Genomic DNA, 13,905 nt, shown 5'->3' on the forward strand with positions numbered 1-13,905 from the left:
TATCCGCGCTCGGATACCCGGGATTTTGTTCTTTCCGCGCTAGTTGCTTCCGTCGAACGCGTCGAGAATTCGCCCCGCCGCCAACGCTGCCGTCAGCGAACCGTCACGCACGCTCTGCTCGACGTCGGCCCGGATCGCACGCACCCGATCGTTGCTCGAGAGCCTGCGTAGCAGCTGATCGTTGACCATCGTCCAGGTCCAATCGACCTGTTGCTTGCGACGCTTCTCCTCGAACTGTCCTGCTTCGGTGAGCACCTCACGGTGTTTGGTGACAGTTCCCCAGAACTCGTCCAGCCCGACACCTTCGAGACCGCTCATCGTGATGACGGGCGGCTTCCAGATGGCGTCGTGCGGGTAGATCAGGCGAAGCGCACCCGCCAATTCGCGGGCAGCGCCCTTTGCCTCGCGCTCATGCTTGCCATCGGCCTTGTTGACCGCCACCAGATCTGCGAGCTCGAGGACACCCTTCTTGATGCCCTGGAGCTGATCACCGGTACGAGCGAGGGTCAGGAACGTGAAGCAGTCCACCATGTTGGCAACAGTGACTTCGGACTGGCCGACACCCACCGTTTCCACCAGGATGACGTCGAAACCGGCAGCTTCGAGAAGCACGATGGTCTCGCGGGTTGCCTTGGCAACACCACCGAGCGTGCCGGACGTCGGTGACGGCCGGATGTACGCATTCGGTTCGACGGTGAGCCGAGCCATGCGTGTCTTGTCGCCGAGAATCGAGCCGCCGGTGCGGGTGGACGACGGATCGACCGCCAACACCGCAACCCGATGTCCCTTGCTCAGCAAGTACATTCCGAGCGCGTCGATGAAGGTCGACTTGCCGACGCCGGGAACGCCGGTGATGCCGATCCGGTGCGCTCCCCCGGCCTCCGGCAGCAACTTCAGTAGAAGTTGCTGCGCGAGGGCCCGGTGGTCGTCGCGAGTGGACTCGACGAGGGTGATCGCCCGAGCGAGGCCGGCACGCTGATTTCCGCGCACCGCCTCGGCGAGGGAATCAATGTCGATGGGCTGACGTGCCATCTTCAGTGACCCCCTTCTCAGCTGTTGTCGTGACCCAGTTGGGCGGAGAGCTTCTCCAACAATCCGCTGGCAGCGTCGGCGATGACGGTGCCGGGCGGGAAGATGGCAGCAGCGCCGGCCTCGTAGAGTTCGTCGAAGTCACCGGGCGGAATGACGCCGCCGACGACGATCATGATGTCGGGACGACCGGCCGCAGCCAGAGCCTCCCGCAGCGCCGGCACCAAGGTGAGGTGACCGGCGGCCAACGACGACACACCGACTACGTGGACGTCGTTGTCGGCCGCCTGATTGGCGACCTCTTCGGGGGTCTGGAACAGCGGTCCGACGTCGACGTCGAATCCGATGTCCGCGAAGGCCGTGGAGATGACCTTCTGGCCACGGTCGTGACCGTCCTGGCCCATCTTCGCGACGAGGATGCGGGGACGACGTCCCTCGTCCTCGGCGAACTTCTCGACCAGTTCCATCGCCTTGCTGATGTTGCTCACCGTTCCTGCCTCGTCGCGGTACACACCACTGATGGTGCGGATCTCGGCCTGGTGGCGTCCGTACACCTTTTCGAGGGCGTCGGAAATCTCGCCGACGGTAGCCATCGCGCGGGCGGCGACGACAGCGAGGGCGAGGAGGTTGTTCTCCATGCCGCCTTCGGTGGATGCGGCAGCGCGAGTGAGGTTCGCCAGTGCGGCCTCGACGGCTTCCGGATCACGTTCCGCGCGAAGACGAACCAACTTCTCGAGCTGTTCCTTGCGGACCTTGGAGTTCTCGACCTTGAGAACTTCGATGGTGTCGACCTCGTCGGGAACGTACTTGTTGACGCCGACGAGCGGCTGCCGACCGGAGTCGATGCGTGCCTGGGTGCGGGCGGCAGCTTCCTCGATGCGCAGCTTCGGGATGCCTTCGTTGATGGCCTGAGCCATTCCGCCGGCTTCCTCGACCTCTTCGATGTGCTTACGAGCCCGGTTGGCGAGTTCGTTGGTGAGCCACTCGACGTAGTACGAGCCACCCCACGGGTCGATGGGACGCACGGTGCCGGATTCCTGCTGCAGCAGCAACTGGGTGTTACGGGCGATGCGGGCGGAGAAGTCCGTCGGCAATGCGATCGCTTCGTCGAGTGCGTTGGTGTGCAAGGACTGAGTGTGGCCCTGGGTGGCAGCCATGGCTTCGACGCAGGTACGCGGAACGTTGTTGAAGACGTCCTGCGCGGTCAGGGACCAGCCGGAGGTCTGCGAGTGGGTACGCAGCGAGAGAGACTTCGCGCTCTTGGGATCGAACTTGGCAACAAGCTCGGCCCACAGGAGGCGTCCGGCGCGGAGCTTGGCGACCTCCATGAAGAAGTTCATGCCGATGGCCCAGAAGAAGGACAGGCGAGGTGCGAACTTGTCGATGTCCATACCGGCGTCGAGGCCGGCGCGGATGTACTCGACGCCGTCGGCGAGGGTGTACGCCAGTTCCAGATCGGCCGTCGCTCCGGCTTCCTGGATGTGGTAGCCCGAGATCGAGATGGAGTTGTACTTCGGCATTTCCGCGCTGGAGTACGCGAAGATGTCCGAGATGATCCGCATCGAGGGCTTCGGCGGATAGATGTAGGTGTTACGAACCATGAACTCTTTGAGGATGTCGTTCTGGATCGTTCCGGCCAGCTTGTCCGGAGTGACACCTTGCTCGCCTGCCGCAGCGACGTACAGCGCGAGAATCGGCAGCACGGCGCCGTTCATCGTCATCGAGACCGACACCTGCGAGAGGTCGATTCCGTCGAAGAGCTGACGCATGTCGAGGATGGAATCGATTGCGACACCGGCCATTCCGACGTCACCGGCAACGCGAGGATGATCGGAGTCGTAGCCGCGGTGTGTAGCGAGGTCGAAGGCGACCGAGAGGCCCTTCTGACCGGCCGCGAGGTTACGACGGTAGAACGCATTCGACTCCGCGGCAGTGGAGAATCCGGCGTACTGGCGAATGGTCCACGGCTGGTTCACGTACATGGTCGGGTACGGACCACGCAGGAACGGCGCTGCGCCCGGGAAGCTGTCGAGCGGGTAACCCGACTCGGCGGCGGCCGTGCGGTCCGCACCGGTGTACACCGGCTTGACGTCGATGCCTTCCGGGGTGGACCAGACAACCTGCTCGGCGGCGTAGTTATTGGCGTTGGCGCCCTCTTCGATGAGCGCCTGGGCCTGCTCGACCGACGGCGGTGTGGGTGCCGGAGACTGCGGGTCCTCGAGTGGGACCTCGGCGAAACTGCCGATCACGTGCTTGACCTCTCGTGTCGTCACTTGGAGCTTCCCGTCTCGATGAAGTCGAGCAGTTCGGTCAGAGCCGACACTGCGTCGATGCGGGCGGTGAGGAATCCGTCCGGGCGAGAATCGCCGGTCGCGTCGGCGACTGCCTTCTCCGGTCCTGCGAGCAGCACCTTGGCGATGCCGGCGGCGCGAAGTTCGGCGACGGCCGCTGCGGCGCTCTCGCCGTAGCGCTTGTCCGTGCCGCACAGCACGGCGACGGTGGCACCGGAAGCCTTGACTGCAGCGGAGATGGCTTCGGCGCCCACCTCGAGCGGGCCGGGGTTGACTGCGTCGATACCACCCGAAGCGAGCAGGTTGGACGCAAACGTGGTGCGCACGTTGTGTTCTGCAACCGAGCCCAGCGGCGCGAGAAGCGCAGTGGGACGGGCGCCGCCGGCGGCGAGGAACGCGTCCGAACGGTCACGAAGCGCTTCGAATGCAGCTGCGTAGCGGGCGACGGACTGGCCGGGCTCGACGGCTTCGGCGGACAGCGGCGTTTCGCCGAGGTTCGGGAACTCGTTGACACCGGTGACCGTGGTCTTGCGGTGTGCGATGTCGGAGTCGCGCTTGGCCTTGGTAGCGGCGATGCGACCGGAGACGATTCCCGCTTCGAGTGCCGCCAGATATCCGCCGGCTGCTTCGATTTCCTGGAAGAACTCCCACGCGGTGGCGGCGATCTGCTGTGTCAGGTCCTCGACGTACCAAGACCCGGCCGACGGATCGAGGACACGGCCCAGGTGCGACTCCTCGAGCAGGAGCAGCTGTGTGTTGCGCGCGATGCGCGAGGAGAAGGACTTGCTGACACCGAGGGTGCCGTCGGCCAGGGCGACGTCGAACGGAAGAACAGTCACTGCATCTGCTCCGCCGACGCCGGCGCCGAATGCAGCGAGGGTCGTGCGCAGCATGTTCACCCAGGGATCACGCTGAGCCATCATCGCGGCGGAGGTGACTGCGTGCTGCGGCGCTCCACCAAAATCGGAAGCTCCGCAGACCTGGGCGATGCGTGCCCATACGAGACGTGCGGCGCGGAACTTCGCGATGGTCTGGAACTGATCGTCGGTTGCCGCGTAGCGGAAAGCCAACTGCGACAACGCAGCACCGATGGTCAGGCCGCTCTGGGCGGTGAGTGCACGGAGGTACTCGAGGCCGGCGGCGATTGCGGCTCCGAGTTCTTCGGCGTCGCCGGCACCCGCGTTGTGAAAGGCCGTGCCGTCCACGGTGATCGCGTGCACGGTTTCCGCACGAGCGGCGGCGAGGGCGGCCAACTCGACTGCGCCTGCAAATTCGACGTCGGCTGCGCCGGAGAACGAACTGGTCAGCGGTGCTGCACCGAGGTGAACTCGGATACTGCTGCGATCGCTGACACCGTCGCCGGCTTCGCTGCGTGCATCGAGGAGTGAGATGAGTGCTCGGGCTGCATCGTTTGTCGCTGCGCCTGCATCGAGCGTGAGCGGTGCGAGGTCGAGAAGCACGCCCTCGAGCGCAGCGGCGAGGTCGGTGACCGGAACGCCGTCGGCGCCCACCTTCAACCAGAGTGCGCTGACTCCGTTTTCGAGGGCGTCCAGGATGGCGCGATTGGTCTCGGCCGCCGAGGCGGTTCCGAATGCAGCGGAAACCAACCAACCGGCATTGACATCACGGTGAGCGTCGACGCCACGCACGTACGGAAACGTGCCCGGCAAGCTCTGCTCGGGACGCTCGTCGCGTGGGCTGTAGAGCGGTGCGACAGTGACACCGTCGTAGGTGACGGTTTCGAGCAGTTTCTGTGGCTCGGGGCCCAGTTCTGCCGCATCGACTCTGCGGGACTTGGCGAGCACACCGGCTACGGAGCGCTGCCACTCCGCGTACGCCTGCTCGACAGCCTCGGCTTCTGAAGCTAATGACACTGTGTCCGCTCCCTCTCATTTTTTGCGTGAGCGCTTTACCGATAATCGGATTTGTTCGTTAGTTCTGTGATGCTAACCCGCGGTTGAGCCCAGATATCGTGAGGATCACGTCATGTTCTTCACAGGGCTGTTCGCGGCCACTTTCCGACCGGTCAGACGACGTGCAGATTCGGTCGTTCGTGCACGTGTGACCGGCCCTTACCTAGCGATTGTTCAGCATGTTTACGGGTTACCCGCGAGTTCGTTTCACTGGCCGGGACTGCAGGTGAAGGCCACTCCGAAAGCCTAGTGGTTTTCGTCACAGCGCCGTTTCATTGTCGCCTGGAGCACGTCGCTTTCCCGCCCCCGTGGCGATGTTCGACTCACGATTGCGGGTCGGCAGTCGGCCCGGTTCACCGTTCACAGGTAGCCTTGTGACCTGTGATGGGACGCCTGCTGGACCGAAGATTGATCGCAATAGTCCTGGTAGTGCTCGCTTTGTTCCTCGCAGCCCTCCTCGCCCCACATCCCACGGTGTCCCAGGTACGCGAGTGGGCGGACTCGGTTGGCCCGGCGTTTCCCCTCGTGTTCTTCCTGGTTCATTCGATAGTCACCGTCGCGCCGTTCCCGCGCACCGTCTTCACGCTCAGCGCGGGGGTTCTCTTCGGCTCGGCAACCGGCATCGCCCTTACTGTGGCGGCAACGACTGTGAGCGCCGTTCTGGCCCTCTACCTGGTCCGCGCCATCGGCCGCGACGTCGTGTGGCAACGGATTTCGAGTCCGACGATCCGGCGGGTGGACGAGCGGATCGAAAAGCGGGGGTGGCTGGCCGTCGGCTCTCTGCGCTTGATCGCGTTTGTCCCCTTCTCGGTGGTGAACTACTGCTGCGGCATTTCGTCGATCCGGATCGTGCCCTACATCCTTGCCACCGTCGTCGGCATCTTGCCCGGCACTGTTGGGATTGTCGTTCTGGGCGATGCGCTCTCCGGCGAAGCCGATCCTCGTCTCCTGATTCTGTCCGGGATCTGCATTGCGATCGGCATCGCCGGTCTGGTGTTCGACGCTCGCCGTCAGCCTTCACCGGGCGAAACCATCGTTGACAACGGTCAACCCCAAGAGGTTGATTTGATTGAGTCAACCCAAAACGATTGACTATTGAAAGTCAACTATCTAGCATTGACTAATGTTTGTACTGACGGTGGATCAGCGAGGTAGCCGACGGGATGTCGACCGCGTCGGGGACATCATCGACGACATGGCCGATTGCAGGCTCCTGCGGCCGTTCGAGCGCACAGCGGGCGACGAGATTCAAGCGGTGACCGACGATCCGGCGCTACTCGTCCTCGTCGCACTCGAGCTGATTCGGCGCGAGCACTGGAGTGTCGGGATCGGGATCGGTCCCGTCGAGCAGCCTCTCCCACGGCAGACCCGGGCCGGACGCGGACCGGCATTCGAAGCTGCTCGGATCGCCGTCGAGCGAGCCAAGCGAGCTCCGGCCAGAATTGCCGTCGAACAGGCGCCGGCGGATAGCTCACGCGACGAACTCGCCGCAGATGTCGATGCCGCGTTCACCTTGCTCGGAACGATCGTCACGAGACAGACGAAGGACGGACGCGAAGCCATCGCCCTGATGGACAGCGGACTCACTCAGGTCAGCGCAGCGGCCCACCTCGGAATCACCAAACAGGCCATGTCCAAGCGACTCCTGACAGCCGGGTGGCACGCAGAACTCGCCGGGCGCAGACTCGCAGAACGACTTTTGGTCAGACTCCAGCCCTAGACTGCTCACGCTCGCACCGGTACAAACTCGTCGACACAGCAGGGGGCTCGAATACATGGTCGTTCTGGCGTTGATCGCGCTCGCCGTCGCCGCCGCGGCACCAGCAGTTGCAGCGGCACTGGGACCGCTCAGTCGTGGTCGACTCGAAGTCCCCGAATGGGCGTCGTCCGTGGTGGCTCTTCCGGCGCTGGGTGTTGCCGCACTGGCATCGACCCGAACGACCCCGGTCACCGGTTTCGCTCTCGGGGCGACGCTTGTCCTGTGCGTACTTGCCGCCGCCACGGCCGGTGCACCGTTGGTACTTGCCACCTTCAAGATCGCGCGTCGCCAACCGGACGGGAGCCCGGCACCGGACGCCGGACCTCTTCGCGGCGGACGTGTGATCGGCATCCTCGAACGGCTCGCGGTGGCGGCATCGATTCTCGCAACCTGGCCGGAAGGCATCGCGATCGTCTTGGCAGTCAAGGGGCTCGCGCGGTACCCGGAACTTCGCGAACCTCATGCGTCCGAGCAGTTCATCATGGGAACCTTCGTCAGTGTCCTCTGGGCGATCGCCGTATGCGGAACGGGACGGGCACTCATCACGTAGGTGATGAGTGCCCGTCCCGATCAACGTTCGCTACGAGAGGCGTCTACTGGCGCTGGCCACCCTCGGGCGGCTGCCCCTGGTACGGGTACTTCTGCTGGAAATCTTCACGCTCGGGCGGCAGCGGCAACTGACCCGGCCAAGGATTTTCGCCCTGCTGTGGCAACGCGGGATCTACGAATCCAGGCTGCTCGGGCGCACTCTCACGGCGGTGCCTGACCGCAGCTGCCGGGTCTTCGACCGGTGTGCGTGCAGCAACTTCAGCAGCGCGCACTGCTTCCGCGATAGCCGGATCGGATTTGGTCTCGAACCACTCCGCCACCTCGGCTGAATCGTCCTCAGGATTGGGAAGATTCTCTTCGGCGGCCGGCGGCTCGTACCGGAAAACGCCATCCTGCCCTTGCGCGCCAAGCGTTTTGGCAAATCCCTTCAGCGCGTCACCGAAGTCGCTGGGTACGAGCCACACCTTGTTCGCATCGCCTTGCGCCATCTGCGGCAACGTCTGAAGATACTGGTATGCAAGCAATTCCGGAGTCGGCTTACCGGACTTGATTGCAGCAAAAACCTTCTCGATGGCCTTGGCCTCGCCTTGAGCCTGCAAGTACTTGGCCGCGCGGTCACCTTGAGCACGAAGGATCTGGGACTGACGCTCACCCTCGGCGTTGAGGATCGAGGCCTGCTTGTTTCCCTCGGCAGAAAGAATCTGGCTCTGCTTGGCACCCTCGGCGGTCTTGATAGCGGATTCGCGGTGACCTTCAGCCGTCAGAATCATCGCGCGCTTCTCGCGGTCCGCCTTCATCTGCTTTTCCATCGACTCCTGGATCGAGGGCGGCGGATCGATGCTCTTGAGCTCGACGCGGGCCACTCGCAGGCCCCAGCGACCGGTCGCCTCGTCGAGGACACCACGAAGCTGACCGTTGATGGAATCACGCGAGGTAAGCGTCTCTTCGAGGGTCATTCCACCGACGACGTTTCGCAGCGTGGTGGTCGCCAACTGCTCGACGGCAGCGATGTAGTTGCTGATCTCGTACACCGCAGCTTGCGGATTGGTGACCTGGAAGTACACCACCGTGTCGATGGACAGTGTCAGGTTGTCCTGGGTGATCACCGGCTGCGGTGGGAAGGAGACCACCCGCTCACGAAGATCCACCTTGGCGCGCACACGATCGGCGAACGGGATCAAGAACGTGAGCTGCCCGGACACCGTCTTCGAATACCTACCGAGCCGCTCGATCACCGCGGCTTCTGCCTGCGGTACCAGTGCTACCGACTTCGCGACCACCAAGATCACGAATAGCACCAACACACCGAGCACTATGAGTGCTGCCATTAAGGTCCCCTCCAGACGACTGCTGTTGCGCCGTTGATTTCCATCACCGTCACCTTGGTACCCGGCGGGTACACCTCGGTAGTGTCGTACGGCCTGGCAGTCCACACCTCGCCGTCCAACTTGACCTGCCCGGAATGCTCGCCCACTTCTTCCAGAACCAGAGCGTGCTTACCTTCGAGTGCCTGTATTCCGGTCGGGGTCGGCGGCGGACTACCGAAGCGACGCAACATGATCGGTCGCACGCCCAGGACGAGGGCGGCGGAGAACACTCCGAACATGACGGCGTCGACCCACACCGGGAAGTCGGTGACAGCACTGACACCGGCAGTAGCGAGCGCCCCACCGGCGAGCATCAGCAGGAAGAAATCCCCCACCAGTGCTTCGGCCCCGGCGAGCACCAGTGCTCCGATCAGCCAAATAAGTGCAGCCACAACACCATCTAACCAGAATGTGTGACCCAGGCCGCCGCTACGTCAGTTCGGCTCGGTAACGAAATCGACAAGTTGTTCGACTGCACCGATCAAAGGAGCTTCCAGATCGCGGAAGCTCTCGACCGAGTTGTAGACCCGCCGCCAGCCCTCCTGAGGTGTCCCCCAGCCCAGTTCGCGGCAGATTCCCGTCTTCCAATCCTCGCCGCGTGGAATCTTCGGCCAGGAGGCGATTCCGACAGATTTGGGACGAACGGCCTCCCACACGTCGATGTACGGGTGCCCGGTCACCAACACGTCCGGGCCGAGGCCCTGAGTCAGTTGGGTTTCCTTAGAACCGGTGACCAGGTGGTCGACCAAGACCCCGACGCGGCGGCCGGGACCAGGCCCGAATTCGGCAAGCCGCTCCCCCAGATTGTCGAGTCCTTCGAGATGTTCGACGACAACACCTTCGACGCGAAGATCGTGACCCCACACCCGCTCGACGAGGGCAGCATCGTGTACTCCCTCCACCCAGATCCGGCTGGGCAGTGCCGTGCGGGCGCGTAAGCCTTCGACTCGCGTCGAACCCGAAGCCGACCGTGCGGGTTTGGTGGACACGGGCTTGGGGGCCGGGCGTACGAGGGTGACCGGTGAGCCGTCGATGAGGAAGGCCGCCTCGCGCATCGCGAACAACCGCGTCCGGGAACGACCGTCCTCGAGTCGCACGAAATCGCCGTCGTACGTGCGCTCGAAACCGACTACCGCACCGCAGAATCCCGTCGCCGCATCCTCGACGACAAGATCACGCTCGGCCGCCACTTCAGGCGTCACGCGCTTCTGTTTGCGGGTATGACCCGCAAAAATGTCACCGTATCCGTTGCCACCGCTCACGCCGGATCACGCTAGGTCACAACGCCGGGGCCGCGCATGTCGCCACGCCGAACTAAACTTCACGGTCATGAGTTCTCCCAGCGCAACCCTCACCGTGTGGGCAGCGTCATGGCTCGCCGGCGACGCTGCGCCGGACGACGTCATCGACGCCCTTGCCGCGTGGGCACCGATGCACCTGATCGGCGCCGCCGATGCGGAAACCGCGGTCCGCCACGATCTCGAATGGCCGGGAGTCACGGCTTCCGGTGTGCCCACCCTGCTCAGAATCGCGCGCTCGGAGGCTGCCGAGGTCCGCCTGGTCCTTCCCACGGCCGGTGACGTACGTGGTCTGCCCACCGGGACCGAGTTCGCGCGCGCTGCGATCGCAACGGGTGAAGGGATACAGATCGGCGCCGTCGGCAAGCCGGGAGTCGGACTCGTGCCGTCGAAGGAAGGCCCGGACGTCCTGCGATGGACGGTCTTCTCCATTCCCACTGTGGCGGGCAGCGCCGAATCGATCGGACTCCGCGAAGCCGAATACGAACTGCGCCAAGCTGTTCGGGACGCAGCCGAGGTGCTCGGCGGGCTTCCGACCGTAGCCACCGGAATGCCTGGAAACGACGCTCGTACGCTGGTCGCCGAAGCCCTGCAGGCCCAGGCCGGACACCGCTGGCCGTCGACACTGTCACCTCGGCATTTACAGGTGATCGACACCGCCGACAACGTGGCAGCCATTCTCACCGTGGCTGCGTCGATATCGACCAATCAGGCCCCGAGCGTGTCCACTGCGCAGAGGCGTGACGACCTGCTGCGACGACTGTGGGACGTTGTTCGCATTGCCCGTGTCGCGTCGGCGAACAGCGTGTCGATCAGAGCTTGAGCACGAAGTTCCGGCGTTTCTCGGCAAACCCGTTGCGGTCACCGAACATGTCGATCTTCATCTCTTCGAGCTCACGCTCCTCGTAGGGCTCCACCGGATCACGTTCCAGTCGAAGACGTTTGCGCTCCAGCATCGATTCCAGCCGATCTCCTTCGAGCAAGTCGGTGGCGACCTCGCGCAACCACGCCTCGAACAGATCCGGCCGCCTGGGGCCGATCGCGTCGACAAGTCCGATGTCCAAGGCTCGACGGATGCCTATCGCACTGCACTCGGCCAGCAGACTGCGGGCCTGCTGCTCGCCGACCCGAGCCGGAAGTGTGTACGTGTGCAGTTCCGAGCCGAACAGGCCCATCGTGGCGTAATGAGGATTGAGAACCACACCGTCCCTGGCCACGACTACGTCGGCTCCAAGCGGGAGCATGACCCCGCCGGCACCGGCGTTGCCTGTGAATGCCGCCACCACAACCTGTTCCGTACAGGTGACGATCGCTTTCGCGATCTCGTTGATGGCTTTGATGTTGGCCCACGCTTCTCCGGCTTGATCCGACGCGGCCTCGATGACGTTGAGGTGGATACCGTTGCTGAATCTGTCGTAGTCACCCGTCAGGACAAGGATCTTGGTGTCCTGCGCGATCGCCCAGCGGAGCCTGGCGGCCAGTCGCGCGCATTGCTTCGTACTCATCGCACCGTTGTAGAAGCGGAACGAGAGATATCCGATATCGCCGTCGCGGTGATAGTCGGTCTCGGGGTAACGACCCTCCCAGACCTGTGGAACGAACACGTCCGGACGTACGACCGCGGTCGACGGAAGTTTGACATTGCCGGCGCCGACGAGCCGCGCATGTCCGATCCAAACGGAGCCCGCACCGGTGGCAACACGTATTGCCTGGTGGAAGTACTCGACGATGGTGCCGGGCGCTGCATCGACGTGGGTATCGAGGTGAGCGTCGTAGACGTAGACCCGGTCGAGCCCCAACTGAACGGCGACGCCGGGAAACCCGTCGGCGGCGTTGACGGCGCGGACGATGCTCGGCGCGTCTTCCTCCCAGCTGAAAACGCGATCGGCCTGTTTCATGCTCGGCCGCGATCGGGTCGAAGCCACGGGCCGCGCAACTCGGTCCGATGGAATCGGCTGGAAGTCAGGAGTACGGAAATGTTCGACGACCTCTCCAATGCACTCCATCGCCGCGTCGGTGACTTCCTCGTTGTATACCGAGGATTTGGTTGCCCCGTTCCGGAGTTCGAACGTCCGCCACGCCCACACCGGCCCGGCATCGAGTTCCTCAGCGGCCTGCAATGCCGTGACACCCCAGATCGGTTCGCCATCCGTTATCGCCCAGTCCAGCGACGACGGCCCGCGATCTCCGGGCGGGCCGGGATGGATGATGATCGTTGTCCACCGCTGCCAAACAGATTCCGGGACATAGGCTTTCAAGAACGGGCAGATGACGAGGTCAAAATCTCCCGAAGAAGTCGCGGCCAGCACTGCGTCCGCGTCGGCGACGACGGCTGTACGGACTTGGTGTCCCGCCTCGCGAAGAACAAGACCGGCCCGCTGCGAGAGACCGTTGTCGGAGGTGACGAGAAGAAGCACGCTCAACGGTGGCGCGAAGGTCGTACGTGGGCGTGAGCGCCGGAACAGCGCCGCCGTCGCCGCTCGCAGACGGCCCCTGCCCGATACACCTTCACGTAGCTTAGCCGTTGCTACATCGCTGGAAATAGCCACAGAAGTCGTGAGCGCGGCCGATTTGGGAATCGGTCGTACTTCGGGGGTCGAAACCATGAATTCCTGCTCGCATGCTCGGGTATCTGCAGCGCAGACCAGACTCCCCCCAGAGCAGGACCGACGCACCGATAGATTGATTGAGGTATTTAGGGACTTTATACCTACCGTCGGTTTGTTTCAATAGCTATTTTCAAGCAAACCGTTTGATCGATCAACCCACAGTCTTGTGATTGATCGCGATATGGCGGTCGATGCGAATATGTTCATCCAGCGTCGGGTAGCGCAAACCGGTGTCCTGGCTGTACCCCTGACGGCGCAACCAATCCAGGACGTCGCCCCAGAACCAGATCCCCCCGGCAACCGAGTTGTACGGAATCGGGAAAGGCGTAGCCGCCTGCCGGACCCCTCGCACCCACTGCCCGACAGCTTGCCGCGTCACCCCCGCACGGTCGGCAATGTCCTGACGTGACACCAGATCGGGATGTGTCCGCTGGGGACGCACGCCTGCAGCCACCAACTGGTCCACCACGGTGATAGCCGTTGTCGCCGCTCGCATGCCTTCCGAGGTGAGCGTCAGCAGCTGCAGCCCGCGTCGGTCCTCGACCCTTCCGCCCAAGCTCTCTTCGATCGCCTGCTCTTGCGAGACTGTCAGCATCTGAACGATGAATGTGAATTCGTAACGGTGATAGAGGTCTTCGGCCACGCAATGAACATAGCCGTAAGCTGCACTGTTTCCACATGGACACACCCGGATCCCGCCCCCGCACGCACAATGGGCAGATGATCGACGTGGACGACAGCCAGTTCGAGGACATGGTCAAGCGGGCGCTCGACAGCCTGCCACCGAAATTGGGTGCGGAGATGGCCAATGTCGCAGTGACCGTTCAACTCGAAGGTGGACGACCGGGGCTACTCGGGCTGTATCAGGGCATCCCACTGACCAAGAGGACCACCACGTACGCCGGCGTCCTTCCCGACCGCATCACGATCTACCGCAGGGCCATCTGTGCGATCTGCAGCACCGAAGACGAGGTGATCGAGCAAGTTCGCCGAACCGTGATCCACGAAATCGGCCACCACTTCGGGATCGGAGATCCCCGGTTGCGTGAACTCGGATGGTGACAACCGACTCATCTACAAGTCGGAAATC

The 13,905-nt window shown here is 63.5% G+C and carries 13 protein-coding genes; 5 read left to right on the top strand and 8 right to left on the bottom strand.

Annotated features, from left to right (window positions below):
• Positions 1-39: 39 nt before the first annotated feature.
• The 3 genes from meaB to mutA are packed head-to-tail and all read right to left on the bottom strand — an operon-like array spanning position 40 to position 5,194.
• Positions 40-1,032, bottom strand: coding sequence for a methylmalonyl Co-A mutase-associated GTPase MeaB (gene meaB / locus QRN54_RS17035; RefSeq protein ID WP_007727819.1), 993 nt, complete (start codon positions 1,030-1,032; stop codon positions 40-42).
• A 17-nt stretch (positions 1,033-1,049) separates the two neighbouring features.
• Entirely contained in the window at positions 1,050-3,302 is a 2,253-nt protein-coding gene (gene scpA / locus QRN54_RS17040) for a methylmalonyl-CoA mutase (protein WP_003944912.1), read from the bottom strand.
• Positions 3,299-5,194: a methylmalonyl-CoA mutase small subunit gene (gene mutA, locus QRN54_RS17045; protein WP_047270407.1), complete on the bottom strand. Its 1,896-nt coding sequence runs from the start codon at positions 5,192-5,194 to the stop codon at positions 3,299-3,301. The genes scpA and mutA overlap by 4 nt, the downstream gene beginning before the upstream one ends.
• A gap of 423 nt (positions 5,195-5,617) precedes the next feature.
• Here mutA and QRN54_RS17050 point away from each other — a divergent pair, with 423 nt between their 5' ends.
• Genes QRN54_RS17050 through QRN54_RS17060 form a run of 3 tightly spaced genes read left to right on the top strand, consistent with a single transcriptional unit; the run spans position 5,618 to position 7,542 of the window.
• Entirely contained in the window at positions 5,618-6,325 is a 708-nt protein-coding gene (locus QRN54_RS17050; RefSeq protein WP_058038785.1) for a TVP38/TMEM64 family protein, read from the top strand.
• Between the two features lie 31 nt (positions 6,326-6,356).
• The gene (locus QRN54_RS17055; RefSeq protein WP_042449124.1) at positions 6,357-6,953 is read left to right on the top strand and encodes a hypothetical protein; all 597 of its coding nucleotides are present in this window, start codon (positions 6,357-6,359) and stop codon (positions 6,951-6,953) included.
• A gap of 55 nt (positions 6,954-7,008) precedes the next feature.
• The gene (locus QRN54_RS17060; RefSeq protein ID WP_003944797.1) at positions 7,009-7,542 is read left to right on the top strand and encodes a hypothetical protein; all 534 of its coding nucleotides are present in this window, start codon (positions 7,009-7,011) and stop codon (positions 7,540-7,542) included.
• Between the two features lie 43 nt (positions 7,543-7,585).
• Here the strand turns inward: QRN54_RS17060 and QRN54_RS17065 are convergent, their stop codons facing one another.
• Genes QRN54_RS17065 through QRN54_RS17075 form a run of 3 tightly spaced genes read right to left on the bottom strand, consistent with a single transcriptional unit; the run spans position 7,586 to position 10,170 of the window.
• Positions 7,586-8,869: an SPFH domain-containing protein gene (locus tag QRN54_RS17065; protein WP_030536387.1), complete on the bottom strand. Its 1,284-nt coding sequence runs from the start codon at positions 8,867-8,869 to the stop codon at positions 7,586-7,588.
• The gene (locus QRN54_RS17070) at positions 8,869-9,300 is read right to left on the bottom strand and encodes an NfeD family protein (RefSeq protein WP_003944877.1); all 432 of its coding nucleotides are present in this window, start codon (positions 9,298-9,300) and stop codon (positions 8,869-8,871) included. Before QRN54_RS17070 ends, QRN54_RS17065 begins: the two co-directional genes overlap by 1 nt.
• A gap of 42 nt (positions 9,301-9,342) precedes the next feature.
• Positions 9,343-10,170, bottom strand: a complete 828-nt coding sequence (locus tag QRN54_RS17075; protein ID WP_065455737.1) for a DUF3097 domain-containing protein — start codon at positions 10,168-10,170, stop codon at positions 9,343-9,345.
• Positions 10,171-10,237: 67 nt separating this feature from the next.
• Between QRN54_RS17075 and QRN54_RS17080 the strand changes: the two genes are divergently transcribed.
• Positions 10,238-11,029 carry an Rv1486c family protein gene (locus tag QRN54_RS17080; RefSeq protein ID WP_165639260.1) on the top strand — a complete coding sequence of 264 codons (792 nt, stop codon included), beginning with the start codon at positions 10,238-10,240 and terminating at the stop codon, positions 11,027-11,029.
• Here QRN54_RS17080 and QRN54_RS17085 read toward each other — a convergent pair.
• Positions 11,019-12,812, bottom strand: a complete 1,794-nt coding sequence (locus QRN54_RS17085; RefSeq protein WP_285182528.1) for an enoyl-CoA hydratase-related protein — start codon at positions 12,810-12,812, stop codon at positions 11,019-11,021. The two genes, QRN54_RS17080 and QRN54_RS17085, sit on opposite strands and share 11 nt — an antisense overlap.
• 154 nt (positions 12,813-12,966) lie before the next feature.
• Positions 12,967-13,458: a hypothetical protein gene (locus tag QRN54_RS17090; protein WP_003944993.1), complete on the bottom strand. Its 492-nt coding sequence runs from the start codon at positions 13,456-13,458 to the stop codon at positions 12,967-12,969.
• A 77-nt stretch (positions 13,459-13,535) separates the two neighbouring features.
• Between QRN54_RS17090 and QRN54_RS17095 the strand changes: the two genes are divergently transcribed.
• Entirely contained in the window at positions 13,536-13,877 is a 342-nt protein-coding gene (locus QRN54_RS17095; protein WP_003944783.1) for a metallopeptidase family protein, read from the top strand.
• The last annotated feature ends 28 nt before the right edge of the window (positions 13,878-13,905 follow it).

The sequence above is a fragment of the Rhodococcus sp. MEB032 genome (assembly GCF_030208925.1).
GTDB classification, from domain to species: domain Bacteria; phylum Actinomycetota; class Actinomycetes; order Mycobacteriales; family Mycobacteriaceae; genus Rhodococcus_F; species Rhodococcus_F qingshengii.

What these genes read in the sequence shown, in the direction of transcription:
- meaB (WP_007727819.1), bottom strand. Translation starts at nt 1,032, where the DNA reads ATGGCACGTCAGCCCATCGACATTGATTCCCTCGCCGAGGCGGTGCGC.
- QRN54_RS17050 (WP_058038785.1), top strand. Translation starts at nt 5,618, where the DNA reads ATGGGACGCCTGCTGGACCGAAGATTGATCGCAATAGTCCTGGTAGTG.
- QRN54_RS17055 (WP_042449124.1), top strand. Translation starts at nt 6,357, where the DNA reads ATGTTTGTACTGACGGTGGATCAGCGAGGTAGCCGACGGGATGTCGAC.
- QRN54_RS17060 (WP_003944797.1), top strand. Translation starts at nt 7,009, where the DNA reads ATGGTCGTTCTGGCGTTGATCGCGCTCGCCGTCGCCGCCGCGGCACCA.
- QRN54_RS17065 (WP_030536387.1), bottom strand. Translation starts at nt 8,869, where the DNA reads ATGGCAGCACTCATAGTGCTCGGTGTGTTGGTGCTATTCGTGATCTTG.
- QRN54_RS17080 (WP_165639260.1), top strand. Translation starts at nt 10,238, where the DNA reads ATGAGTTCTCCCAGCGCAACCCTCACCGTGTGGGCAGCGTCATGGCTC.
- QRN54_RS17085 (WP_285182528.1), bottom strand. Translation starts at nt 12,812, where the DNA reads ATGGTTTCGACCCCCGAAGTACGACCGATTCCCAAATCGGCCGCGCTC.
- QRN54_RS17095 (WP_003944783.1), top strand. Translation starts at nt 13,536, where the DNA reads ATGATCGACGTGGACGACAGCCAGTTCGAGGACATGGTCAAGCGGGCG.